The organism is Salinigranum salinum (genome assembly GCF_009176545.1).
Lineage (GTDB): Archaea > Halobacteriota > Halobacteria > Halobacteriales > Haloferacaceae > Salinigranum > Salinigranum salinum.
Genome location: NZ_VTOJ01000001.1, coordinates 1,024,170 through 1,047,129, shown reverse-complemented (window position 1 = coordinate 1,047,129; position 22,960 = coordinate 1,024,170). Strand labels below are relative to the sequence as shown.

The following is a 22,960-nucleotide window of genomic DNA, read 5'->3' as shown; positions in this document are numbered from 1 at the left end:
GTCGGCGCCCCCTGTCAGTTGGTGGGGGTGACGTCGGCGAGCAACGTCAGGAAGTCGCCGACGAGACGCGGCGTCAGGAACGCTTCGCGCACGGTCTCGCGTCCGCGCTCGCCGAGCCGCCGTCGCAGCTGATCGTCCTCGAGCAACCGGGTGACGCGGTCGGCCGTCTGCTCGATGTTCCGTGGGTCGATCAGGAAGCCGTTCTCCCCGTCGTCGATCTGGAGCGGGATGCCGCCTACGTTCGCTCCGACGACCGGCGTCCCCTTCCAGAGTGCTTCCGAGACGGTCAGCGCGAACCCCTCGCGCAACGACTTCTGGAGCACGACGTCGGCGTGTCGCTGCACGGCGTTGATTCCGGCGTCGGGCAGGTTCGTCAGGAGGTGGACGTCGCCGTCGTCCTCGGCGATCGCCTCCAGTTCGCGGAACACCTCGATCCCCTCGGGATCGTCTTCCGGCATCGCGCCGACGAGCGCGAGCTGTGCGTCGGGGACCGACGCAGTCACCGTCCGGTAGGTCTCGATCACGCCCTGCGGATCCTTCCAGGGGTCGAACCGCGAGATCTGCACCAGCAGCGGTCGGGACGGATCGAACGGGTAGTTCTCGAGCGCCGCAGCCTCGGCCGCCTCTCCCGAGAGTTCGTCCAGTGGACGGTTCTTCTCGGTCAACGGGTCGATCGCGGGGTGGATTATCACCTTCTCGACGCCCGAGATCGCCTCCCCGTACGCCGGGAGCGTGAACACCGCGGTGTCGACCGGCTCCACGTACGACTGCGCGAAGTCGAGGTACGCCGGTGTGGCGTCCGTAAGGTCGATGTGACAGCGCCAGACCAGCGCCGTCTCCGGGAACCGCTCGGTGATCGTCGGGATCATTCCCAGCGTCTGTGGGTCGTGCAGGACGAGAACGTCGTACGCCCCGTCGAGAGCGTCGGCGTTCCGGCGGGTAACCGAGCGGTACAGCTCACGCATCTCCGTCGTGAACTCGCGGTCGCCGCCCTGGAGACCGTTGTGGATCGCCTTCGTCACGTCGAAGAACTCGTCGGGTGCCTCCATGACCAGCCAGTCGGTGTCTACGCCCAGATCGTTGGCGATCGGGACCACTCCATGGAGCATCTCGGCGACGCCGCCACCGCCCGCGGTCGTGTTGACGTGTGCCACGTGGAGGCCCGTGAGATCCGCCGCCGTCTCTTCGATCGCTCGACGCTGGTCGGCAGTGAGATGCGCTTCGTACGCCGAGAGGCTCTGTGCGTCGGTGTGTGCGTGGTGCATTGTCAGGTCACTGAGAAAACTTCTCGACCACGGTACATGACGGTTTGGGTGGCGTACGCCGTCCGTGGTGCCGACCTCGGCACCCTCGCCCCCTACGGCGGTGGCGATGACACCGGCCGCTGACCCGCCGGGTGCGGTCCGTCGCTCGCCTACCTCTCTTCGGCGAACCGATTCAGCGCGTACACCGTCCGGAGGACGTCGCCAGCGCGCCCCTCGTCGAAGACGAGGTCGTCGGTCGACTCGACGTGGTCGAGGACTGCCTGCGAGGCGTGCTCCGGAGCGGCGCCGATCCCGGCGTCGTGCTCCTGGACCCAACGCATGACGCGGAGGTCGCTCTTGGAGTCGCCCATGACGACCGCGAAGGGGTTCTCGATGTCGAGCACGTCGAACGCCGCCTCGACCCCGACCACCTTCGTCAGTTCGAGACTGCCGACTTCGGCGGCGTCACCCTCGTAGTAGCCGATGTCGATCCGTTCGAGCACGTTCGCCAGGTTCTCGGGAACGTCGTCGACGGGGACGTCCGGGAGTGCCCCCTCCTCTTCGAGCACCGCGTGGATCTCGGGGTCCTGCTCGGCGTAGTACGCGCGCGTCCACGCCGAGACGGACGCCCCGTGGCGTTCGTCGATCCGGTCGAGCGAGGAGACGGCATCGGCCAGAAGTTCGATCTCGTAGACCAGCGCCTCGTCGATGATCTCGACGGCTGCGTCGGACCCCGTGTCGAAGTTGGGCTTCATCGTGATGTTGAACTCGTTTCCCTGGAGGTGACAGCCCGTGCGGAGCTTCTCCGGTGCCGCCGAGAGCACCCGCGTCCGGACGTCGTCGAAGACAGCCCTGATCTCGTCGTCGAGGTCCTCGTAGAGCAGTTGCTTCGTCCGAGCCCCGTGACCCGGGGCGAAGACCCCGGTCCCGGTCTCGTAGACGATGCCGAAGTTTCCCGAGTGGACGATCTCACTGCCCAGCCCCTGGATCGCGAACCCCTTGACGTTCTCGAGGGTCTGTCCCGTACAGATGACGATGGGGATCCCCTCGTCGTGGAACTTGGTAAGCAGGTTGAGCGTGTCGTTCGGGATCTCGTTGTCGGTGCTCCCCGTCGAGCGCAACGTCTCGTCGACGTCGAGGACGAACACGTTCACCGCGCGACCGTACTTGTTGTACAGGTCGAGGCCGGCGAACGCCTGTTCCTGTCGTGCCCGGGTCGCGAGATCGGCGAGCACCGCTCCGCCATCGACGAAGGCGTGCTGGATCTCTCGTTTGCCCGCCGCGAGTTCCTCGTTGATCTCTTTCCAGCGGTCGAGGGCGACAGACGACTCCACCAGCGGGAACAGGTCGGCGAGGTTCTGGAGCGCCCGCAAGGTCTCCGTATCGTGGTTGGTGTACAGTTCGTACAGCCGATCGTATCGTTCCATAGAGGCGTGATGGAACTGGCAGCGTCATAAGTGGTTACCCTGGGTCCGTCCGGTCCCGTCCCCGGGCTACACACTTTTGTCTCTCACCACTGAAGGGGCACTGTATGACCGACAGTTGGAACGTGCTGCTCCCGCCGCAGATCGACCCATCCGGCCCGGAGTCGCTCGCGGACATCGCCCGGTGCACCGGCATGGACGAGTACGACAGCGTCGAGGACGCACTCGAAGACGTCGGCCGCTACGACGCCGTCGTCGTCAGAGTCGCCGAACTCGACGCGGACGTCATCGCGCGGGCGTCGAAGCTGAAGGTGATCGCCAAACACGGCGCCGGCCTCGACAACGTCGACGTCGACGCGGCGTCCCGCCGGGGAATCGTCGTCTGCAACACGCCCGGGGCCAACGCACGATCCGTCGCGGAGCACGCGATCGCGCTACTGTTCGCTGTCCGTCGGAACCTCCGCACGGCCGACCGACACGTGCGGGCGGGGGAGTGGAACCGGTCGGCGTTCGTCGGCCGCGAACTCACGGGGGATACGCTCGGGCTGTTCGGGTTCGGTGCCATCGCACGCGAGGTGTCGGACCTCGCACACGGCATGGGACAGACGGTCCTCACGTACGATCCGTACGTCCCCGACGACGACGTTCCTGCGCGTGTCGAGCGGGTGCGGGAGCTGCCGGCCCTCTTCGCACGGTCGGACGCCGTGAGTGTTCACGCGCCGCTCACGCCAGAGACGCGACACGCGGTCTCGACCGACGAACTGGCGGCGCTCGGCGAACACGGCGTCCTCGTCAACACCTCGCGGGGACCCGTCGTGGACGAGGCGGCGCTCCTCGCGGCGCTCGAACGTGGTGCGCTGGGTGGCGCCGGTCTCGACACGTTCGAGACGGAGCCGCCGGGGGTGGACAATCCGCTCTACGACCGCGACGACGTCCTCCTGACGCCCCACGTCGCCGGCGTGACCGGCGAGGCGCTCGCCCGGATGAGCCAGCGGGCGGCCGCGAACGTCCGAACCGTCTACGAAGGAGGGCTTCCGAAGTCGACGGTGAACCGCGACGCCCTCGAGAACGAAGACGAGGAGGGAGCGGAATGAGGACCGAGAACGGCCTCCGTCGGGCGCTCGAGCGCGGTGAGACGGTGTTCGGTGCCAGCTGTGCGACGTTCTCGCCGACCGTGATTGAGGTCATGGGAGAGCTCGGACTGGACTACGTCTGGCTGGACCTCGAACACGGGGGACCGAGCCCGTACGACAGCACCGCCCTCGAAGAGCTGACCCGGGCCGCCGAGGCGGCCGACATCGACCTGCTGATTCGACTTCCTGCGCCCGATCCGCCGCTGATCCGAAAGGTGCTCGACGCCGGCGTCCGGACGATCCTCCTGCCGCGAATCGAGACCGCCGACGAACTGCGTCCGGCGGTCGAGGCCGCGTACTTCGCCTACGACGACGACGTCGGGGATCGAGGAGTCGGCGTCGGCCGGTCGGGGCGGTGGGCCGGCTACGTGGACAGCTTCATCGGCGGCGAGGACGAGGAGATCCTCGTCGGGACGATGATCGAGAACGAACGCGCCGTGGAGAACATCGAGGAGATCCTCGCCGTCCCACAGCTGGGCTTCGCCTTCGTCGGCCCCGCAGATCTGGCGATGTCGATGTCGGGAGGCGACCCGCTCGCGAAACATCCCGAACGCGTCCAAACCGCGGTCGACCGCACGCTCGAGGCCTGTCTCGACGCGGGGGTTCCCATCGGACGCATCCGGAACAGCGTCGAGGAGGCACGCGCGGCCGTCGACGCAGGCTATCAGATCGTCCGAATCGGCGGGGACGTCTCGTCGGTCCGTGCGGTCCTCGGAGACAGGCTGGCCGGGGTGGACAGGGACCTGGGCTGAACGAGAGCAGAGGGATTCACGAACCCGAGCCAGCGGTCGAGTGTCGGAGAGACACGCCAGCCGCGTTGCCCGACCGTCCGCCGGCCGATCCGTCGATCGCACGAGCGAGTTCCGTAACCGTGTCGTCACGAGCCGTGGGGTCGGTCAGGGGGAACTCCGGCCCCGTGAGTCGTGGACTCCCGCCCGAGAGGGACGCGACGTCGACCCCCCTCGCTCGCGGCGGTGTCGACCACGTCACCCGGACGTTCGGCGGACCAGGGCCAGTACCCGATCGCGTCGGCTCCCGCGTCCGCGGCGCGACGGACCATGTCGGTGTCTTCGACGTCCGATCCGAGCAGATCGTTGGCTTTCACTGAGAGTTTCACGGTGGATGGCACCTCTCGCTGGCGCGACCGGACCAGTGGAAGGAGCGTACGACTCCCACCAGTATAAAAGACACAGGCCACCGGGAGTGTCGAGCCACTCGGCGAGCCCGGAGTAGTAGTGTACTCTATCATTTTTCTTTACTGATACTTGATATTTGTTCGTTTAAGTCCGGCTATAGACATGACCGATCTTCGATCGCGAATCGGCCGGGAGAGCGACATATCCCTGCCGACGAACTCTCGACGTCGATGGGAAGTGAATCTCCCTCGGACGACCCTGGTGAACCGCAATTCGTGAGCTCTCTTTCGGCCCGGTCGACCGCGTGAACCGTATCAGGACCGCTCTGAAAGACGTCGTGGATGCGCGACCGGGGCGACTCTGGTCCGTCGTGCTGTCTCGGCCGTTGTCGCTGGAGTCGACCGACGATCTCGCCGAAGCGAGCGCGGCAGGGAGAAGCCACGGCGCGCAGAGCCGTGGGGACGTCGTCTCTCGACACTCGAGTGACGATCGACGCCACAAGTGACATATTTCTCGGATATATTCGAATTTGATATACGAGCCACGTTCCCGGAGCGCCAGCACTCACCGGTTCGATGGCACGAGGACCGCCTCGGACGGACCGCTGTCCGCCGTGAGTCCCTGGATCCACCCGGCGTATCCGACCGACTGCTTCGCCGAGAGTCCGATCGGGAACGCATCACCGAACACTGCCGACCCGACAGCACTGAGCGCGTCTTCGAGGTGTTCGGGGGGTCCGGCTGCCTCGAGACCGCAGGTCCAGGCCGTCTCCGACAGCGCCCTCACTTCTGTCACCTCGACGTGGGTCGTCACCGAAAGGTCCGAGACGCCGTCGTCGACCGACGGGTGGTCGGTGCTGTCGAGGACGGCGAGCGTGCGCGTCTTCTCCACGGGGAGCCACAGCCCGGTCGGATCGTCCGTCCAGAGGCTCGGCGTGTGATCGAGGGGGAAACTCCACTTGTACCACTGCTCGACGCTGCCTGTGACATCGGGGCCGAACTCGTATCGGTCGGGGCCGCCCAGGCGGCGCTTCAACTCGACGTACTCGCCGTCCCCGCCCCGCAGTTTGAGGTTCGAGGCGGGATCGACCGGCGCACAGTACAGGTCCATCCGCGTCGTGGTGTCGACTGGTCCCAGGTCGGTGATCCACTCGACCAGCTCCTGCGGTGGTGACCCCGAGTCGAACCAGCGCACCTCAAGCGAGTTCGTCTCCGTGGGCTGCTCCATGGGGGACGACCTTGTGGAAGGGGTATGAATCTTGTTGCGTCCCCTCGATGTGGCTGTGCAGTCGGTACCGAGAGTAGTCGGTGCCGAGACCGGTCGCCAAATCGTGAACGGCCGTTACCGAGATCACTTCGGGACCACGATGTCGTTCGATGGACCCTGACCGGAATTTACACGGCACACGAGAAACGTAGCCACCGGAAACGGTCGTTTGGTATGACCAAACACCGATGGGCTCCGCCCGAGTGGAGATGGAAGCGGGTTCCAGAACCGTCCCGGCAGTTCAACGGATCGTCCACACAGAGCGGAGGACCGATCAACTAAGGAGACACTCAATTACAGTACTATAGATGTAAGATATGGTCGAGAGAAGAGATCTGCCGAACGTGAATCCGGCCCATCGGATCAGGCCTAGATGTAGGTGAAGTTGACTTCGATGATGTTGGCCGTTCCCTGAACGACACTCGGGAGTTCGTCCCGGAAGCGCTCGCCCTGGACCTGGTTCTTCGGCGCCGAGACACTCACGGCGCCGACCGGCGCGCCTTCCGAATCCGTGATCGGTGCGGCGACGCACCACATCCCTTTGACGCGCTCTTCCGTGTCGGTCGCGTAGCCCTGCTCACGGATCTCGGCGAGTTCCTGGAACAGCGAATCTCGATCGGTGATGGTCCACTCGGTGATCTGCGGCATCCCGTGTTTGTCGAGGATTTCCTCAACGCGTTCGCGCGGAGTGTGTGCGAGGATAGCCTTTCCGAGCGCTGTCGTCTGGAGGTGGACGTGACGGCCGGAGTAGGTGTCGAGTTTGACCGTGTTCTCACCTTCAGCGGTGTAGAGGAAGATACCGAGTCCGTGTTCTTCGATCATCAGGTTGGCGTGTTCGTCGGTTTTCGCGGCGAGTTCGTCCACCTGTGGCTGAGCGACCTGGAAGATCTTCATGCGGTCGCGGGCGTATCCCCCGAGATCAAGGAACCGGGCACCGATGCGGTACTCGTCCTCGTCGGCGGTGACGTAGTTGAGCTCCTCGAGCGTTTTAAGATGGTCGAATACCGTCGTCTTGGGTTTGTCGAGGTGCCGTGCGACCTCCGAGACGCCGGCTCCATCGAGGTTTTTGAGTGCATGTATGATCTCGAACGTCGTCTTCGTCGCCCCGACCCGGATGCCGTCCGTCTGTTCCAGATGGTTCATGATCGATCATTTAGAGCGAGAGGCATAAATGTTTGGTCATACCAAACAATCGTCTATTCGCGTTGGTCCCCTTAGAACCGTTGTCTGTGGACTTTATCCGGTAGATTCACGGGTCGAACGATGGCTGACAACCAAACGGTCAGACGGCATGGCCGAACGGCACATCGCTACTGATCCACCCCGTCGAACGCCTCTCACTTTCGCCCGCCTGACCGGTGCAAAACGGCCGACGGCTCCAGATCGTGAGAGATTGTGACATGGTATCACTCACAGGATCAATCCGTCGAATGACATGATACGTGAGTCAGGTCGTTCGCCATCACCGGACGTCCGGCGTGACGAGCGTTGAGACAGGGTGAAGGTGAAACCCGCCAGGCGTGGGTGCGCCGGCGGTGACACCCACTCTAGCACTCACCGACACACTTATTTAATGATGACGACAGATATGATAAACGTACACATGGGTAAGCAAAAGACCCGTCTCAGCAGGCGCAGGTACATGGCAGGAGTCGGAACCGGCATGGCCGCAGCACTCGCGGGTTGCAGTGGCGGTGGCGGTAACGGTGGCAACGGCGGTAACGGCAATGGTGGAAGCGGCGGGAGTGGTGACGGCGGTGGCGGCGACGGTGGTGGTGGCGGCGGAAGCAGCGCACAGAACCTTGACTTCTGGGTGTTCGGTGGGATCCCCGCGGAACGGGAGTATGTCAGCACCCACTACGAGAACTTCCAGACACACAACGTCAACTACCAGCACCAGGAGTGGGGACAGAAGTACCAGATTATCGCCTCCGCGGCGGCCAATAATAACCTCCCACATGTGATGGCGGGCCAGCTCCAGCAAGTCCCCGACTACGTGGCGGCAGGAGCGCTCGAGCCACTCGACCAGGAACCATTCCAAGACCGGCTCGAGGATATTATGGAACCGTTCGTCGACGCCAACCACCAGGTCAACACCTACGCGGACCTCGGTGACACGGAGGGTGAACACCTCTGGGGGCTTCCCGGCGGCTACGCCGACCTCGGACCGTTCATCGACATCCGGACCGACTACCTCGAGCAGACGAGCTTCGACGCGCCGCCCCGGACCTGGGAAGAACTCATCCAGGTCGGTCAGGAGATGCAGGAACTCGACGAGGTGTCGGCGGCCATCACCGCTTCTGGGACCGACTTCGGGCTAACGACCGGCTACTTCATCGGCTTCGTTTACGCGAACGGCGGCCGGTACTTCGACCCCGAGACGGGGACAGCGACGGTCGACCAGCCTGGCTTCGTCGATGGCGTCAAACTGTACCAGGACATCGCCGAGGCAGGGCTGTTCCCCGACTCGGTCGTCGAGAACAACCACATCGATGCCGGACGACTCCTCCGCGAGGGTGAGTCGGGCATCTTCATCACATACTCACACGCGAACGCAGTGTACCAGACGCTCGGTGCCCCCCAGCCGTTCCTCGACGGCGAGGGCCACGTGGTCACCCGCGCACCACTGCCCGATAGCGTCACGGGTCAGTTCGAGCCGAAGAACCTGCTCCTGCAGAACGCCCAGGGACATATGCTTGCGTCCGGTAGCGCCAACGATGCCGAGCGGCAGGCCGCGTTCGACTTCATCGAGTGGTGGAGCCAGCCCGAGCAGCTCGCCCCTTGGACCTACACGGAGGAGGCCGACGTCGGGATCAGGGGACGGGTTCCGACCCTCAAGAGCGCGTTCGAGGACCCGTCAGACCTGTTCATGAGCCAGTTCGGCGATCTGGTGACGCTGTATCAGGACGGCAACCTGTTCAACCAGACCTCCAGCTTCCCCTCGTTCTCGGGCATCGCGTCGGTCCAAAGCGAGATCAACACCAAGGTACTCCAGCCAGTCATGTTGGGCGAGAAAACCGCCGAACAGGCCTGCAGCGACGTCAACTCGGACATCCAGGAGATCCTCGACGACAACCTCTGAGGCGCTGTCGTCGAGTCGTTGGCCGGCCCGTCGTATCGCTCACCATCGCCACGCCCGACTCCGTCGCTGCTCCTGCTTCGGTGGTTCCGGCTGCACCCGCATCGTCGACGGCCACGACCCCGGTTCCATCGACCACTGGGATCACCCTCTCCCATCACCGCCACAGCGGCTCACACGGGTGGGGAAATACTTTTGCGGTCGTCGGATAAATCCGTTGAACACCGACTTAACATGAGTTACGGAGACCAAGCGCAGGCGTCGTACGAGAGGGCACTCGGTCGGGTGCCGGAGGGATTCAGGGTGTATCTTCCCATCCTCCCGGTCATGGTGCTGGTGGGGGTGTTCATCCTCTACCCCATCGCACAGGCTATCAGGAGTAGCTTCACCGACAAGCGCCTCCTCAACCCGGAGGAGGCGGAGTTCGTCGGCCTCGAGAACTACGCGGAGATCTGGACGAATTCGGAGATACACCAGGTCCTCTGGAACACGTTCGTCTGGGTCACGGTCGGAACGCTCGCGGCGATCGTCATCGGATTCGTGCTGGGGTGGCTCCTGCAAGAGAAGCTGCCGTACACGAGTGTCGCGAGCGCGATCGTCCTCATCCCGTGGGTACTCCCGCGCGTAGTCGGGGCGTCGATCTGGCAGTTCATGTTCGGCGGTTCGCAGGGCATCATCAACGAACTCCTCGTCCAGATTGGCCTCATCGACGAGTACATCGTCATGCTCGGGTCGACCGACCTGGCACTGTGGCCACCCATCGTCGGGATGGTCTGGCGGCTCGCACCGCTGTTCGCGCTGCTGACGCTTACCTCATTGCAGGGGATCGACGAGCACCTCTACGAGGCCGCACGGATGGACGGTGCGACGCCGTGGGAACAGTTCAGGCACATCACGCTTCCCATGATGCGGTACAACCTCGCCATCGGCTTCCTCCTGATGCTCATATACAATATCAGGAACTTCTCGATGGTGTGGGTGATGACGAAAGGCGGTCCCGGTGTCTCCAGCAGCACGCTCCCGGTGATGATCTACCGGGCCGCGTTCGTCGACTTCCAGGTGGGCTTCGCATCGGCGCTCTCGATGCTGTTGTTCGGCATCCTGTTGGTGTTCTCGTACTACTACATCAAGGCCTACGACAAGGTCCAGGGAGGGTTCTGAGATGGCGATCAAGCGCCCCGAGACGGTCGAAGAGTTCCGTACCAACCAGTCGTGGCTGTACGACTCGACCGCGGGCACGTATCTCCGGAAGGTGGTGATCGGCCTCACGACGGCACTGCTCGCACTCTTCGTCCTCTTCCCGTTGTACTGGATGGTGGTGACGGCGTTCAAGACGACTGCCGAAATCCAGCAGATCCCGCCGACCGTGTTCCCCGCCACGCCGTCGCTCGAGGGGTTCCGCCTCGTCGTCGAGTCGTCGTTGCAGGCGGGCGGCCACACAGCGTTCCTCCGGAACACGTTCGGATGGGAGATCTCCTCCGCTATCGATATCGACGTCCTGTTGCTCATTGCCAACAGCCTGAAGGTCTCCATCGGCGCTGGTCTCATCGCCGTCGTCTTCGGGACCGTGGCGTCCTACGTGCTCTCTCGGCAGGAGTTCTTCGGAAAGAACGCCATCATGAGCCTCCTCTTGGCATCGCTGATGTTCCCGGGGACGGCAATCATGGTCCCCGAGTGGGAACTCATCTCGACGCTCAACCTGTTCAACAGCCACCTCGCACTGGTGCTCATCTACGGGGCGATGACCGCACCGTTCGTCGTCTGGCTGATGAAAGGCTTCTTCGACGACTTCCCGGACTCCATCCTCGATGCCGCGCGGATGGATCAGTGTACGCCCTTCGAGACGTTCTGGCACGTGCTCGTCCCGATGGCGCGGAACTCGCTCATCGCGTCGTTCATCTTCGCGTTCCTCCTGGCCTGGAACGAGCTGGTGTTCGCGCTGACGCTCCTCAACCAGGAGAAGTTCACTGTCCCACCGGGACTTCTCACCTTCGTCCAGGGGTTCAACACGCAGTGGAACGTCGTCGCGGCCGCGTCCATCCTGGTGTCGCTCCCGGTGTTGGTCGGGCTGGCCTACATCCAGCGGTACTTCGTCCAGGGGCTGACCGGCGGCGCCATCAAAGGCTGACGACCGGCGGCTCCAGTTTCCCTCCTGCACTCGGTCGCGGTCGCTGCTACCGATCCGACGTGAGACAGACACCTCGTAGTCCGCCTCCGTCCGACGGACGACCGTCCCTGGTCGTTCATCGACAGTACTTTTAATAAGGCCGATTGCATGCTCTCAGCCATGACCGAGTTGGAACTCGACAGTGTCACGAAAGTCTTCGGCGACCCCGACGGCGAGGGGGTCGTTGCCGTCGACGACGTCTCACTCACCGTCGACGACGGGGAGTTCCTGGTGCTTCTCGGCCCGAGCGGCTGCGGCAAGACGACGACGCTCCGGATGATCGGCGGCCTCGAGATGCCGACGTCTGGGACGATCTCCTTCGACGGAGTCGTCGTCAACGACGTGAAGGCCCGCAACCGCGACGTCGCGATGGTGTTTCAGGACTTCGCACTCTACCCCCACATGGACGTCCGCCGGAACCTCGGGTTTGGACTCCGGCGGGAGAAGAAGAACCTCTCCGACGAGGAGATCAACAGCGAGATCGAGGCTGTCGCCGAGATGCTGGAGATCGAAGCCCTCCTCAACAACAAGCCGTCCGCGTTGTCCGGCGGGCAGAAACAACGCGTCGCGCTGGGCCGTGCCATCATCCGCGAACCCCGGCTGTTCCTCTTCGACGAGCCGCTGGCGAATCTCGACGCGAAACTCCGGAAGACGATGCGGACCGAGATCGACGAACTCCAGTCGAAGGTGGGCATCACCTCGGTCTACGTCACCCACAACCAGGAGGAGGCGATGTCGATCGCCGACAAGATCGCCGTCATGAACGGGGGCGAGCTCCAGCAGCTCGGGACACCGAGCGAGGTGTTCAACGAACCGACGAACCTGTTCGTCGCGCAGTTCGTCGGCAGCCCGGACATGAACCTCTTCGACGCGACGCTGATCCGACAGGGTGACAGCTACCGGGTCGACACCGGGACGCTTTCGTTCGACCTGCCCGCGGCACTCGTCGACACCGACGCCGAGCAGGTCGACGCCCGCATCGGATTCCGACCGCAGGACCTCTACCAGCGGTCGATGCGTCGAACCGACGGCCCCGAGATCGAGGCGACCGTCCGGGTCGTCGAACCGCTGGGCACGGAGGCAGTGCTCTACGCTGACACTAGTGAAACCGACATCACGGCGCTGGTCAGCCAGTTCCACGACCTCGGGAAGGGCGACGAGGTGACGCTGACCATCGCTCCCGAACACATCTACGCGTTCGAGGCGACCACGGAACGGCTCCTCAAGGGTCGTCTGATGACCGAGCGGGCCGAAAGCGAGGTCACGGGCGAGGTCGAGGTGTAGGAGCGAGGTCGAGAGATAGGCCAGTCGTCGCGGGGGGAGCCGGACGGACCACGCTTCGATTGTCCGGATCGTGGTCTGCGGTGGCACGAATCTCGAGAGCGGGCGGAGCGACGCGACAGAGGAGAGTCGACCGTCCGAGGGGTGTCCGCTCAGGTCCCCTCCTCGAACCGGAACACCGGCTTGACCGCCTCGGCGTTGAGGAACGACTCGAAGGCGCTGGTCGGATCGGAGACGGTGTAGGAGTCGTCGACGATCGTCTCGGTGTCGATGGTCCCGTTCTCCATCAGCCGGAGCGCCTGCTCGAAGTTGGACCACATCGAGCCGTAGGAGGTGTTGAGGTCGACCTCGCCGCGGACGAGCGGCGTCATGAACAGTTCGCTGGGTTCGCCCGGGAGCCCGACGACGACGATCTGTCCCCCCTTCCGGACCTGGTCGGTCGCCATCTCGACACCGCTCCTGTGACCGGTCGTGTCGAAGACGATGTCGAACCCGCGGCCGTCGGTGAACGTCTCACGATGGGCTTCGATATCGTCGGTGTCGGAGTTGAGCGTCTGGATACCGAGTTCCTCGACGATGGGAAGCCGCGCCGTCTCGTCCTGCGAGAGGCCGGAGACGAGGACGTTCGCACCGATCGAGTCGGCAACCGTGGCGACGAGCACCCCGATGGGACCAGGCCCCTCGACGAGGACGTCGTCGCCGGGCGTCGTCCGAGACTGGTCGAAGACGGCACGGGTGGCGATGCTCGTGGGTTCCGTGATGGCCGCGTGCCCGAGCGGGACGCCGTCGGGGATGGCGTGGAGATGTCGGGGCTCGACGACCGTGTACTCGGCGTAGGCCCCGTCGCGGTGGAGGCCGGTGATCGAGAAGTTCTGACACACGTTCGACTGGCCGTTCTTGCACTGGAAGCAGTGGCCACAGTCGTGGATCGGTTCCTCGATGACGCGGTCGCCCACGTCGAGGGTGTCGACGTCGTCACCGACGGCGGCGACCGTCCCCGAGTACTCGTGGCCCATGATCCGGGGGAGTTTGATCCACTCGTAGCCGCCCTCGTACCGGTACGCGTGGGCGTCGCTGCCACAGATGCCGGCCGTGTGGACGCGAACGAGTACCTCCCCGTCGCCCGGCGACGGCTCCTCGTGCTCCTGGAGTTCGACTGTCTCGGGTCCAGTCTGGACTATCGCTTTCATAGATGGCTCGCTACGGAGGTAGTCGTCTCCGTTGAACGAGTCGTTCGAGAGGCGACTATTAAGCCTTTGTGGGACGGCCACACACGGAGCAGTCCGGCGTCTCGGAGGGTCGAACCAGCTCGCTCGGCAGCCACCCGACGTGCCGACACAACACCTTTGTCCCGATCGGCCGTCTGGCGGGTCGATGACCGATCACGAACTCTCCGACACACAGCGAGCCCTGAAGACGTCATTCCTCGAGGCGGTGGGGCTGTGGCGGGCGGCACATGGGGAGTGGCTGCGGCTGGACGAGGAGTCCTTCCGTCGGTACGAGCGGCTGGCCGCACACGTGTGGACGCAGGACGCTCTCGACGAACGCGAAACGGCGCTCATCGCCGTTGCGCTCGACGCCACCGTGACGCACCTCTACGCCGACGGACTGCGCGCCAGCGTCGGCCACGCGCTCGACGCAGGCGCGACACCGGCGGAGATCAGGGAGGTGTTCGAGCTGACCTGTGGGGTGGGCATGCACTCGCTCATCGAGGGGCTGCCGCTCGTCGCCGACGCGTTCGACGGCCCACCGGCCGGGGACGCGGCCGACCGCACGCGCGTCCGCGAGGCGTTCGAGGAGCGCCGTGGCTACTGGTCGGCGTTCTGGGAGTCAGTGCTGGAGAGCGACCACGCGTTCCTCGAGAAGTACACCGACCTGTCGGCGTCACCGTGGGAACGAGGCACCCTCGACCCGAAGCTCCGCGAACTCGTCTACGTCGCTATCGACGCCTCGACGACCCACCTGTACGGTCCGGGACTGGAGGCACACGTCGAGAACGCCATCGGTCACGGCGCGACGCAGGCGGAGCTGGTCTGTGTCCTGGAGCTGGCGAGTTTACAGGGGTACGACACGATGCTGGCGGGCGTCCCGATCCTCCGCGAAGAGGCAGCGAAACGCGGGCTGCTGGAAGAGTGACAGGAAGTCGTGGACGATCGAACCGGGACAGCGAGGGTCGACGGAGCGAGAGCCGGGTCCAGGCACGCCGGATTGTCGCGACCGACGAAACACTTAGGCTCGCAGCGCGGCGTCACAGATCATGCACGACGGGAAGCCAAGCGTCTCCAAGTCCGAGCGTCTGCCGAGCCACGAGATCACCGACGGGCCGGAGCACGCGCCGCACCGGGCGATGTTCCGCGCGATGGGGTTCGACGACGAGGACCTCGCCTCGCCGATGGTGGGGGTAGCGAACCCCGCAGCCGACCTGACGCCGTGTAACGTCCACCTCGATCGGGTAGCCGAGGCGGCCGGCGAGGGCGTCGACGCAACCGGCGGGATGGCCATGGAGTTCGGTACCGTCACGATCAGCGACGGCATCACGCAGGGACACGAGGGGATGAAGACGTCGCTCATCTCGCGGGAACTCATCGCCGACAGCGTCGAACTCGTCGCAATCGGGGAGAAACTCGACGCGCTCGTGACGGTCGCCGGTTGCGACAAGAACCTCCCCGGGATGCTGATGGCGGCGGCCCGGACCGACCTCCCCTCGGTGTTCCTCTACGGCGGCGCTATCCTCCCTGGTCAGTACCGGGGCGAGGACGTCACCCTGCTCGACGTCTTCGAGGCGGTGGGGACTCACGCGGTCGGCGAGATGACGGACGAGGACCTGTACGAACTCGAGTGCGTCGCCTGCCCCGGCGAGGGCTCCTGTGCCGGGATGTACACCGCCAACACGATGGCCTCGATTGCCGAGGCGCTCGGGATGGCTCCGCCCGGGACGGCCGCCGCGCCGGCGGTCTCGGATGCGCGACAGGACATCGCCCGGCAGGCAGGGGAGGCCGTCATGCGCTGCGTCGAGGCGGACCTGCGCCCGAGCGATGTCCTCTCCAGACACGCGTTCGAGAACGCCATCACCCTGCTCGTCGCGCTCGGCGGGTCGACCAACGCCGTCCTCCACCTGCTCGCCATCGCCGCCGAGGCCGGTGTGGAACTCGACGTCCACGACTTCGACGAGATCTCGCGACGGACGCCCCACATCTGCAATCTCAGTCCAGGCGGCACCTACCTGATGAAAGACCTCGACGACAACGGGGGCGTCCCGGTCGTCCTCCGGCGGCTACTCGAGGCGGACCTCATCCACGCCGACGCGATGACCGTCACCGGGAAGACGATGGCGGAGAACCTCGCGGCCCTCGACCTGCCACCGGACGATGCGGTCGACCCGGCGGTCGTCCGGCCGCTCGACGATCCCATCCACGAGCAGGGGGCGCTGGCTATCCTCTCGGGCAACCTCGCGCCCGGCGGCGCCGTCCACAAGATCACCGGGAGCGACGCGTTCCACCACCGGGGGCCGGCCCGCGTCTTCGAGCGCGAGGAGGACGCGATGGACTACGTCCAGGCGGGCGAACTCGAGTCCGGCGACGTGCTCGTCATCCGTAACGAGGGACCGCGTGGCGGACCGGGGATGCGCGAGAGCCTCGGAGTCACCGCCGCCGTCGTCGGCCAGGGCCACGAGGACGACGTGGCGCTCGTCACGGACGGTCGTTTCTCGGGGGGATCGCGGGGCCCCATGTTCGGCCACGTCGCACCGGAGGCGGCGCTGGGTGGCCCGATCGGCGTCGTCGAGGAGGGCGACGTCGTCGAGATCGACCTGCCGGCGCGGACGATCACCCTCGACGTGAGCAACGCCGAACTCGAGGCGCGGCTCGAGCGGTACGAACCGTCGACGCCTACCCCTTCCGGCGCCGTGCTGGCGAAGTACGGCGCGCTGTTCGGCTCCGCCGAGCACGGCGCAGTGACGAACCCCTTCCTCACCGAGACGTAGCGCGGAGAACCACCCACGCCCACGAACCCGACCGACAGTAGGTTCAATACTGACAGCCACGAATCCGACCGTATGGACGGGCTAGCCAAAACTGCGGGGAGTCACGGGAACATCGAGTTGCTCGAGCGGCCGAAGCCCGCTCCGGGACCGGACGAGGCACTCGTCGAGGTGGCGTACGCCGGGCTCTGTGGAAGCGACCTCGGCATCTACACGTTCAAGGACGCGTTCAGCTTCATGGAGTTCCCCCGGATCGTGGGCCACGAGTACGCCGGGACCGTCGTCGAGACGGGCGAGCGTGTCACCCGCTTCGACGTCGGCGACCGCGTGGTCGAGATGCCGATCCGGTCGTGCGGGGACTGCTATCACTGCTTGTCGGGGGCGCCGAACCTCTGCATCGATGCCCACATCACCGGCATCCACCACGACGGCGCGTTCACCGAGTACGTCGCCGTTCCCGAGGCGCATCTGCACCACGTACCCGACGACCTCTCGTTGGCGACCGCGTCGATCGTCGAGCCGACGAGTGTGGCCATCCGGGCGGTCAAACGCCGCTCGCGGGTCGGCGCGGGTGACCGCGTCTTGGTCGAGGGACCCGGTCCCATCGGTCTCCTGACCGCCCAGATCGCCCGGGCACAGGGCGGCGAGGTCATCGTCTCGGGGGTCGGCAAGGACGCCGCGGTCCGACTGCCCATCGCGCGCGAGCTCGGCTTCGAGGCGGTCGACGTCAGCGAGACCGACATCGGGACAGTCGCCGACGAACGGACGGACGGGCTCGGGTTCGACGTCGTCCTCGACTCGACGGGACACCCCTCGGGACTGGAGACCGCCGCCGACGTCACGCGGAAGGGTGGACAGATCGTCGTGGTCGGACTCGGCGGGCTGGCCGAACTCGACTACGCCGCGCTCCTCCGCGCCGAACTCGACGTCCAGTGCTCTTACGCCTCCGACTGGGAGGACTTCGAGCGAGCGCTGTACGTGCTCGAGTCGGGTGCCGTCGAGAGCGAGGTACTCGTCGAGACGGGGTACTCCCTCCGCGACGGTGTCGAGGCGTTCGAGGCGGCGTACGACGCGGCGGCGTGCAAGATCCGCTTCGACATCTCCGAGCTGCGGACGTGACGACGGTGGACGACGGGCGGCAGTCGACGACGGCCATCGACCGCGGAGACCGGACGACCGGGGCGGTGAAATCGGCTCGGATACGCGACGGTGTCTGCCGCGTTACAGGCTGACGTGTCGCCGGAACGACCGCCCAGTCAGCCACTCGCGGTCGGCGTCGGAGAGCCCCTCGACGTGGTCGAGCCAGCGGAGCCCACGCTCGTAATCGGTGACGGCGCTGATGTTGGGGTAGTCCGACCCCCAGGCCAGCCGTTCCCGACCGAAGCGGTCGAGCAGCCACCGCACGTGATCGTGGACGTCAGCGTAGGGGAACGACTCCGTCGAGAGGTGCGGCACCTCCGACAGCTTGGCCACGACGGTCTCGTACTCGGCGAGTCGGGCGAACTCGGCGAACGCGCCCTCGTCGGGCGGGACGCTCGTGTCGACGTGGGCGAGGTGGTCGACGGCGTAGGTCAGGTCGGGATGTGCGTCGACGAGCCGCGTCACCTGTGGGAGCTGCTCGCGGTGGGCGAACAGCTGGACGAGGGCGTCCGTCTCGCGTGCGGCGTCCCAGAAGTCGGTCTCGTCGATCGCGTCAAGCAGCCACTCCTGCCCGGGGTCGAAGTAGTGGTCCATCCACATGTGATCCCGCGGGTAGATGCAACCGATCCTGAACCCGATGACGTCCGGTTCGCTCATCAGTTCGTGGAGCCGGTCGGCCGCGTCGTCGGCAAAGGGGTCGAGCATGACGATGCCAGCGAAACGGTCGTGTGCACCGACCGACTCGATGATGTACGTGTTGTCCTGCCAGTCGACGAGCGGGAACGGCACGAGGACTGCCTCGTCGATGCCGACGGCGTCCATGTCGTCAAGCAGCTTCTCCGTCGTGTACACCGGGTCGACGGCGTAGCCGTCGACGAGCTGGATGAGCGACTCGTTCACCCAGGGGTGGTCGGGACTCGGCGGGGCCCAGGCATGGGTGTGACAGTCGAGGACGGTCATGACGATCACGTTCTCGCGGTGGAAGTATAAACAGTGGCGACGTACCCCTGTTCGCCGGGCCAGCCGTCAGACGCGGTGAGGCGCAAGAGCCGCCAGACACTCCTCGAACCGCGCGTCCGTGTGCGAATCGGGGTGGAACGCCGGCTCGCGGGCGTGGACGGCGTCGACGAGGCCCTCGGCCTCAAGGAGGCGCTTCTCGTAGTGAATGAACCCCTCGATATCCTGGATCATGAACGAGAGCAGGGGCAGCATCGCCGTGTGGACCGCCACGGCTTCCGACCGTCGGCCGGCCCGGAGGTGGTCGACGACGTCACGGTACAGATCCGAGATCGAGGCGCCGGGGACGACCCCGACCGCGCCGCGGTCGAACGCCTCGAGCATCGCGACGCCGGCGTAACCGACGTGGACGTCGATGTCGACGTCGATGTCGGCGGCAGTCTCGAGCAACGAGGAGATGTACGGTCCTGGCGGTCGGCTCTCGATCTTGAACGCCCGGATCGTCTCGACCGACGCGGCGAGATCCGAAAGCGTCGCCGGCGAGATGGACACGCCCGTCTGGACGGGTGCGTACTGGAGCATGACCGGGATGTCGACGGCCTCACCGACGCGACGGGTATGTGCGAGGACGGCCGACTCCGATGGCCCGAGGAAGAACGGTGGCAGGAGCATGAGTCCGTCGGCACCACTCGCCTCGGCGAACTCCGCGAACTCGACCGCGAGCCGCGTCGCGTGGTCCGTGACCGAGACGAACAGGTCCGTGGCTGTCCCCGCCGTGGCGTCGGCGGCCACCTCGACGACCCGCCGCCGTTCGTCGTCCGTGAGTTTGTAGAACTCCGCGGCGATGCCGAAGCAGATGACGCCGTCGATACCCCGCTCGACCTGCGTCTCGACGATGGCGCGAATCGCGTCGTAGTCGACGGCGCCGGCGGCGGTGAACGGCGTCGCCACAACGGGGTAGACGCCAGTGATGGATGACATGGGCGACAGTCGACGCACGGTATGTTAACTATTGGGTCGACGACGTACGGGGCCGCAGGTTCCCGCGCTACACGCGCGCAGGAGGCTCAGGGAGTGCGACACGACGCGATGGAGGAGACCCAGGCAGTGCACCAGGTAGGGTGGGGAACCGGGCCCTTGGGTGGTTCCCGACGACGGTGAAGGTGTTCGACTGCTGCAAAGATTTATGATACAATCGGGGATAGGTCCGTACGAGGTCATCGAGAGGTCACTATGGAGGTCACCGACATCGCCGTCACGAGCGTGAGTACGGAGTCGTGGGGGGAGTTCGTCGAGTTCCCGCTCGCAGATCGTCTAGGTGCGGGCACGGAGCGAAACGAGGAGATGCCCGCCTACTTCGAGTACGAGGCCGTGAGTGGAGGTGAAGGACGATGAGCCGTGAGATCAGCTTCGAGTACAACGTCCCGGTGTTCGCCGGAGCGCCCGACGAGGGCAGTAGCGAGCCGGTCCACAGGGACACGCCGAGCTACGACGCGCTCGAGTGGGAGCAGACCAGACGCGGCGTCGCGAAAGCCGAAGAGCTGGGGTTCGACGCCGTCTGGGCGCCCGACCACCACCTGCTGGGCCGCGACCACGCCGAGTACGAGGCGTGGACGCTGTTGAGCTACATCGCCGGCATCACCGAGGACGTCAACATCGGCTCGCTCGTCCTGTGTAACGACTACCGCAACCCGGCGCTGGTCGCTCAGATGGGGGCGACGCTCGACGTGCTCTCGGGTGGTCGACTCGAACTCGGGATGGGTGCGGGCTGGCACGAGCCGGAGTACGAGGCGTACGGCTGGGAGTTCCGCGACGGCTTCGAGCGGTTGATGCGTCTCGACGAGGGCATCCGCATCATCAAGCAGATGTGGACCGAAGAGGCGCCGAGCTTCGACGGCGACCACTACACGGTCACGGACGCGTACTGCGCGCCGAAACCCATCCAGGACCCCCACCCGCCGATCCTCGTCGGCGGGACGGGCGAGCAAGTGACGCTGAAACTCGTCGCGAAGCTCGCCGACTGCTGGAACACCGACGTGTTCAACGGCGACGTGGAGACGCTGCGGCACCTGATCGGCGTCATCGAGGACCACTGCGAGACGGTCGGACGCGACCCCGAGGAGATCGAGTACTCCTGGGACGGCCACGTCATCTGTACGCGCGACGAGGCGGAGTACGAGCGACTCGTCGACCTGATGACGCCCATCCAGTTCGAGGAGGAGTACACGGACCAGCCGGACATCACCCGCGAGAACGCCGATGACTACTTCATCATGGGCGAACCAGCGGAGTGTGCCGCGGCGATCGAAGCGCGTATCGAGACGGGCGTCACGAAGTTCCAGTTCTGGTTCCTCGACTTCCCGGAGCTGGAAATGATGGAGCTGTTCGCCGACGAGGTGATGAGCGAGTTCCGGTGACCGCCCGACGGCCGACCAATCCACACACGACCGACCCACAGACCACGACACCAAACCCATGGAACGAATTGCATTCCACCTCCGGATTAGGGAGGGCAAGCGCGAGGAGTACCGCGAGAAACACGAGACCGTCCCCGAGGCGCTGGAGTCGGCGTACCTCGACTCCGAGGCCGGCCTCGAGACCTACAGCGTCTTCGAGAAGGACGGCCACGTCTTCGGCTACATGGAGGTCGAGGACCCTGCCGTCATCGAGCACGTGATGGCAAACAGCGAGGCACAGGCCGAATGGGCCGAGGTGATGGCTCCGATTCTCGAGGACGCCGACGACATCTGGATGGACGAGGTCTACCGGATGATCTGACCGCTCGGCGGCGTCCAGCCGGACGCGACGGTCGGGGACTCGCTGTCCCGACGGATCAGGGCAACATTCTCCGGTTCGCGCGCGTTGATGCGCCGAACCGATAAATGACTAGCGCATGACAATCAGCGAGGTCCGTCTGTACTTGCAGGACTCCGACGAGGGCCAGATCGAGTCGTCGAACGTCTCCCGGTCGTCCTCGAAATACCCGCCACAGCAGGACCAGATGACGATGTTCCCCGAGTACCGCGACGGGGACTGGATGAGCGGTGGCGGCGGCTACGAGCGGTTCGTCGTCGAGCTCGAGACCGCGGACGGCGCGACCGGGTTCGCGGTCAACGAGAGCGGCGGCGAACACGCAGCACGGCTCGTCGACCGCCACTACCGGCGGTTCGTCGAGGGTGCCGACCCGTGGGAGATCAACAGGGTCTGGGAGCAGATGTACCGCGCCCAGTTGCCGACGGGGCAGGGGTTTCTCACTCACAACGCGATGGCCGGCGTGGAACTCGCGATGTGGGACCTGCTCGGAAACATCACTGGCCAGCCGGTGTACAACCTGCTCGGAGGGCAGGTCCGCGACGAGATCGAGTGCTACGTCACGGCGTACCCAGAGGTGATGGAGCACTTCGGTGACGAGGGCTTCCTCGGCGTGAAACTGCCCGTCCATCACGGACCGTCGGACGGCCGCGCCGGGATCGACGCCGTCGAAGAGATGGTCCGCGACGCCCGAGAGGTCTTCGGCGAGGAGGCGGAGGTGATGATCGAGGCGTACATGGCCTGGGATCGCGAGTTCACCGTTCGCGTGGCCGATCGCCTGGCGGGGTACGGCGTGAAGTGGATCGAGGACCCGCTCCTGCCCGGACACACGACCGACCAGTACCGCGACATCCGTCGGTCGATTAAGCCGATCCAGCTCGCCGTCGGCAACCTTGAATGGGGCCACAAGGCCTTCCACGACCTCATCGAGAACGACGCCGGCGACGTCATCCAGCCGGACGTCTCCTGGACCGGCGGGCTGACGGAGACGAAGCGGATCGCCGCGATGGCGAAACCGAACGGCCTGCCGGTGATCCCGCACTACACGACGCCGTACACCTGCCACTTCATCGCCTCCTGTGCGGAGTCGCCGTTCGGCGAGTACATGGGCGGCTACCACACCGGTGTCGAACCGAACATCCCCGTCATCGACGGTGAACCCCTCCCCGAGGACGGCGTCATCCACTTAAACGACGACCCTGGCTTCGGCGTCGAACTGGACCGCGTCACCGTCGTTCCGCTGGACGAGGCCTGACCGAACGGTTGTCGTCGAGGGCGGGGGCGAGAGCCGAGTCCGCGATGGAAACCGTCGACACCCCGGCCAGGCTCAGTGAAACCACAGC

The 22,960-nt window shown here is 65.4% G+C and carries 20 protein-coding genes; 13 read left to right on the top strand and 7 right to left on the bottom strand.

Going from position 1 to position 22,960, the window contains the following annotated elements; genetic code table 11:
* Positions 1-14: 14 nt before the first annotated feature.
* The gene (locus FZP69_RS04920) at positions 15-1,265 is read right to left on the bottom strand and encodes a glycosyltransferase (RefSeq protein ID WP_152040233.1); all 1,251 of its coding nucleotides are present in this window, start codon (positions 1,263-1,265) and stop codon (positions 15-17) included.
* 149 nt (positions 1,266-1,414) lie between these two features.
* The gene (locus FZP69_RS04915; RefSeq protein ID WP_152040232.1) at positions 1,415-2,671 is read right to left on the bottom strand and encodes an HAD family hydrolase; all 1,257 of its coding nucleotides are present in this window, start codon (positions 2,669-2,671) and stop codon (positions 1,415-1,417) included.
* 104 nt (positions 2,672-2,775) lie between these two features.
* Here FZP69_RS04915 and FZP69_RS04910 point away from each other — a divergent pair, with 104 nt between their 5' ends.
* The gene (locus tag FZP69_RS04910) at positions 2,776-3,762 is read left to right on the top strand and encodes a hydroxyacid dehydrogenase (RefSeq protein ID WP_152040231.1); all 987 of its coding nucleotides are present in this window, start codon (positions 2,776-2,778) and stop codon (positions 3,760-3,762) included.
* Positions 3,759-4,553, top strand: a complete 795-nt coding sequence (locus FZP69_RS04905) for an HpcH/HpaI aldolase family protein (RefSeq protein WP_152040230.1) — start codon at positions 3,759-3,761, stop codon at positions 4,551-4,553. The genes FZP69_RS04910 and FZP69_RS04905 overlap by 4 nt, the downstream gene beginning before the upstream one ends.
* A 948-nt stretch (positions 4,554-5,501) precedes the next feature.
* Here the strand turns inward: FZP69_RS04905 and FZP69_RS04900 are convergent.
* On the bottom strand, positions 5,502-6,164 hold the full coding sequence (locus tag FZP69_RS04900) for a hypothetical protein (protein ID WP_152040229.1): 663 nt from the start codon (positions 6,162-6,164) through the stop codon (positions 5,502-5,504).
* A gap of 408 nt (positions 6,165-6,572) precedes the next feature.
* The gene (locus FZP69_RS04895; RefSeq protein WP_152040228.1) at positions 6,573-7,346 is read right to left on the bottom strand and encodes an IclR family transcriptional regulator; all 774 of its coding nucleotides are present in this window, start codon (positions 7,344-7,346) and stop codon (positions 6,573-6,575) included.
* A 520-nt stretch (positions 7,347-7,866) separates the two neighbouring features.
* On the opposite strand from FZP69_RS04895, the gene FZP69_RS04890 reads away from it, so the two are divergent.
* The 4 genes from FZP69_RS04890 (at position 7,867) to FZP69_RS04875 (ending at position 12,733) form a co-directional block, all read left to right on the top strand.
* Entirely contained in the window at positions 7,867-9,285 is a 1,419-nt protein-coding gene (locus FZP69_RS04890; RefSeq protein WP_152041519.1) for an ABC transporter substrate-binding protein, read from the top strand.
* Between the two features lie 231 nt (positions 9,286-9,516).
* Positions 9,517-10,443 carry a carbohydrate ABC transporter permease gene (locus FZP69_RS04885; RefSeq protein ID WP_152040227.1) on the top strand — a complete coding sequence of 309 codons (927 nt, stop codon included), beginning with the start codon at positions 9,517-9,519 and terminating at the stop codon, positions 10,441-10,443.
* A gap of 1 nt (position 10,444) precedes the next feature.
* Positions 10,445-11,410 (top strand): carbohydrate ABC transporter permease, encoded by a 966-nt coding sequence (locus FZP69_RS04880; protein ID WP_152040226.1) that lies wholly within the window; start codon positions 10,445-10,447, stop codon positions 11,408-11,410.
* A gap of 159 nt (positions 11,411-11,569) precedes the next feature.
* Positions 11,570-12,733: an ABC transporter ATP-binding protein gene (locus FZP69_RS04875; RefSeq protein ID WP_152040225.1), complete on the top strand. Its 1,164-nt coding sequence runs from the start codon at positions 11,570-11,572 to the stop codon at positions 12,731-12,733.
* A 149-nt stretch (positions 12,734-12,882) separates the two neighbouring features.
* On the opposite strand, the gene FZP69_RS04870 is transcribed toward FZP69_RS04875, so the two are convergent.
* Complete coding sequence (locus FZP69_RS04870; protein WP_152040224.1) at positions 12,883-13,920, bottom strand: zinc-dependent alcohol dehydrogenase; 1,038 nt, start codon at positions 13,918-13,920, stop codon at positions 12,883-12,885.
* A 184-nt stretch (positions 13,921-14,104) separates the two neighbouring features.
* Here FZP69_RS04870 and FZP69_RS04865 point away from each other — a divergent pair, with 184 nt between their 5' ends.
* The 3 genes from FZP69_RS04865 (at position 14,105) to FZP69_RS04855 (ending at position 17,828) form a co-directional block, all read left to right on the top strand.
* The gene (locus tag FZP69_RS04865; RefSeq protein ID WP_152040223.1) at positions 14,105-14,866 is read left to right on the top strand and encodes a carboxymuconolactone decarboxylase family protein; all 762 of its coding nucleotides are present in this window, start codon (positions 14,105-14,107) and stop codon (positions 14,864-14,866) included.
* 121 nt (positions 14,867-14,987) lie between these two features.
* Positions 14,988-16,712 carry a dihydroxy-acid dehydratase gene (ilvD, locus tag FZP69_RS04860; RefSeq protein WP_152040222.1) on the top strand — a complete coding sequence of 575 codons (1,725 nt, stop codon included), beginning with the start codon at positions 14,988-14,990 and terminating at the stop codon, positions 16,710-16,712.
* A gap of 72 nt (positions 16,713-16,784) precedes the next feature.
* Entirely contained in the window at positions 16,785-17,828 is a 1,044-nt protein-coding gene (locus FZP69_RS04855; RefSeq protein WP_152040221.1) for a zinc-dependent alcohol dehydrogenase, read from the top strand.
* 102 nt (positions 17,829-17,930) lie between these two features.
* Here FZP69_RS04855 and FZP69_RS04850 read toward each other — a convergent pair whose 3' ends face one another.
* Together FZP69_RS04850 and FZP69_RS04845 are read right to left on the bottom strand one after the other, a co-directional pair.
* Positions 17,931-18,809, bottom strand: a complete 879-nt coding sequence (locus tag FZP69_RS04850; RefSeq protein ID WP_152040220.1) for an amidohydrolase family protein — start codon at positions 18,807-18,809, stop codon at positions 17,931-17,933.
* Positions 18,810-18,875: 66 nt separating this feature from the next.
* Positions 18,876-19,787: a dihydrodipicolinate synthase family protein gene (locus FZP69_RS04845; RefSeq protein WP_152040219.1), complete on the bottom strand. Its 912-nt coding sequence runs from the start codon at positions 19,785-19,787 to the stop codon at positions 18,876-18,878.
* A 252-nt stretch (positions 19,788-20,039) separates the two neighbouring features.
* Here FZP69_RS04845 and FZP69_RS22370 point away from each other — a divergent pair, with 252 nt between their 5' ends.
* The 4 genes from FZP69_RS22370 to FZP69_RS04830 all read left to right on the top strand — a co-directional run bounded on the left by FZP69_RS22370 (position 20,040) and on the right by FZP69_RS04830 (position 22,872).
* Entirely contained in the window at positions 20,040-20,201 is a 162-nt protein-coding gene (locus tag FZP69_RS22370) for a hypothetical protein (RefSeq protein ID WP_192918469.1), read from the top strand.
* Positions 20,198-21,223, top strand: a complete 1,026-nt coding sequence (locus FZP69_RS04840) for a TIGR03560 family F420-dependent LLM class oxidoreductase (protein ID WP_152040218.1) — start codon at positions 20,198-20,200, stop codon at positions 21,221-21,223. The genes FZP69_RS22370 and FZP69_RS04840 overlap by 4 nt, the downstream gene beginning before the upstream one ends.
* A 58-nt stretch (positions 21,224-21,281) precedes the next feature.
* Positions 21,282-21,584, top strand: a complete 303-nt coding sequence (locus tag FZP69_RS04835; protein WP_152040217.1) for an L-rhamnose mutarotase — start codon at positions 21,282-21,284, stop codon at positions 21,582-21,584.
* A gap of 115 nt (positions 21,585-21,699) precedes the next feature.
* On the top strand, positions 21,700-22,872 hold the full coding sequence (locus FZP69_RS04830; protein ID WP_152040216.1) for an enolase C-terminal domain-like protein: 1,173 nt from the start codon (positions 21,700-21,702) through the stop codon (positions 22,870-22,872).
* Positions 22,873-22,960 lie beyond the last annotated feature (88 nt).

What these genes read in the sequence shown, in the direction of transcription:
- FZP69_RS04875 (WP_152040225.1), top strand. Translation starts at nt 11,570, where the DNA reads ATGACCGAGTTGGAACTCGACAGTGTCACGAAAGTCTTCGGCGACCCC.
- FZP69_RS04905 (WP_152040230.1), top strand. Translation starts at nt 3,759, where the DNA reads ATGAGGACCGAGAACGGCCTCCGTCGGGCGCTCGAGCGCGGTGAGACG.
- FZP69_RS04850 (WP_152040220.1), bottom strand. Translation starts at nt 18,809, where the DNA reads ATGACCGTCCTCGACTGTCACACCCATGCCTGGGCCCCGCCGAGTCCC.
- FZP69_RS04865 (WP_152040223.1), top strand. Translation starts at nt 14,105, where the DNA reads ATGACCGATCACGAACTCTCCGACACACAGCGAGCCCTGAAGACGTCA.
- FZP69_RS04895 (WP_152040228.1), bottom strand. Translation starts at nt 7,346, where the DNA reads ATGAACCATCTGGAACAGACGGACGGCATCCGGGTCGGGGCGACGAAG.
- FZP69_RS04885 (WP_152040227.1), top strand. Translation starts at nt 9,517, where the DNA reads ATGAGTTACGGAGACCAAGCGCAGGCGTCGTACGAGAGGGCACTCGGT.
- FZP69_RS04835 (WP_152040217.1), top strand. Translation starts at nt 21,282, where the DNA reads ATGGAACGAATTGCATTCCACCTCCGGATTAGGGAGGGCAAGCGCGAG.
- FZP69_RS04920 (WP_152040233.1), bottom strand. Translation starts at nt 1,265, where the DNA reads ATGCACCACGCACACACCGACGCACAGAGCCTCTCGGCGTACGAAGCG.
- ilvD (WP_152040222.1), top strand. Translation starts at nt 14,988, where the DNA reads ATGCACGACGGGAAGCCAAGCGTCTCCAAGTCCGAGCGTCTGCCGAGC.
- FZP69_RS04910 (WP_152040231.1), top strand. Translation starts at nt 2,776, where the DNA reads ATGACCGACAGTTGGAACGTGCTGCTCCCGCCGCAGATCGACCCATCC.
- FZP69_RS04890 (WP_152041519.1), top strand. Translation starts at nt 7,867, where the DNA reads ATGGCCGCAGCACTCGCGGGTTGCAGTGGCGGTGGCGGTAACGGTGGC.
- FZP69_RS04855 (WP_152040221.1), top strand. Translation starts at nt 16,785, where the DNA reads ATGGACGGGCTAGCCAAAACTGCGGGGAGTCACGGGAACATCGAGTTG.
- FZP69_RS04840 (WP_152040218.1), top strand. Translation starts at nt 20,198, where the DNA reads ATGAGCCGTGAGATCAGCTTCGAGTACAACGTCCCGGTGTTCGCCGGA.
- FZP69_RS04915 (WP_152040232.1), bottom strand. Translation starts at nt 2,671, where the DNA reads ATGGAACGATACGATCGGCTGTACGAACTGTACACCAACCACGATACG.
- FZP69_RS22370 (WP_192918469.1), top strand. Translation starts at nt 20,040, where the DNA reads ATGGAGGTCACCGACATCGCCGTCACGAGCGTGAGTACGGAGTCGTGG.
- FZP69_RS04830 (WP_152040216.1), top strand. Translation starts at nt 21,700, where the DNA reads ATGACAATCAGCGAGGTCCGTCTGTACTTGCAGGACTCCGACGAGGGC.
- FZP69_RS04845 (WP_152040219.1), bottom strand. Translation starts at nt 19,787, where the DNA reads ATGTCATCCATCACTGGCGTCTACCCCGTTGTGGCGACGCCGTTCACC.
- FZP69_RS04870 (WP_152040224.1), bottom strand. Translation starts at nt 13,920, where the DNA reads ATGAAAGCGATAGTCCAGACTGGACCCGAGACAGTCGAACTCCAGGAG.
- FZP69_RS04880 (WP_152040226.1), top strand. Translation starts at nt 10,445, where the DNA reads ATGGCGATCAAGCGCCCCGAGACGGTCGAAGAGTTCCGTACCAACCAG.
- FZP69_RS04900 (WP_152040229.1), bottom strand. Translation starts at nt 6,164, where the DNA reads ATGGAGCAGCCCACGGAGACGAACTCGCTTGAGGTGCGCTGGTTCGAC.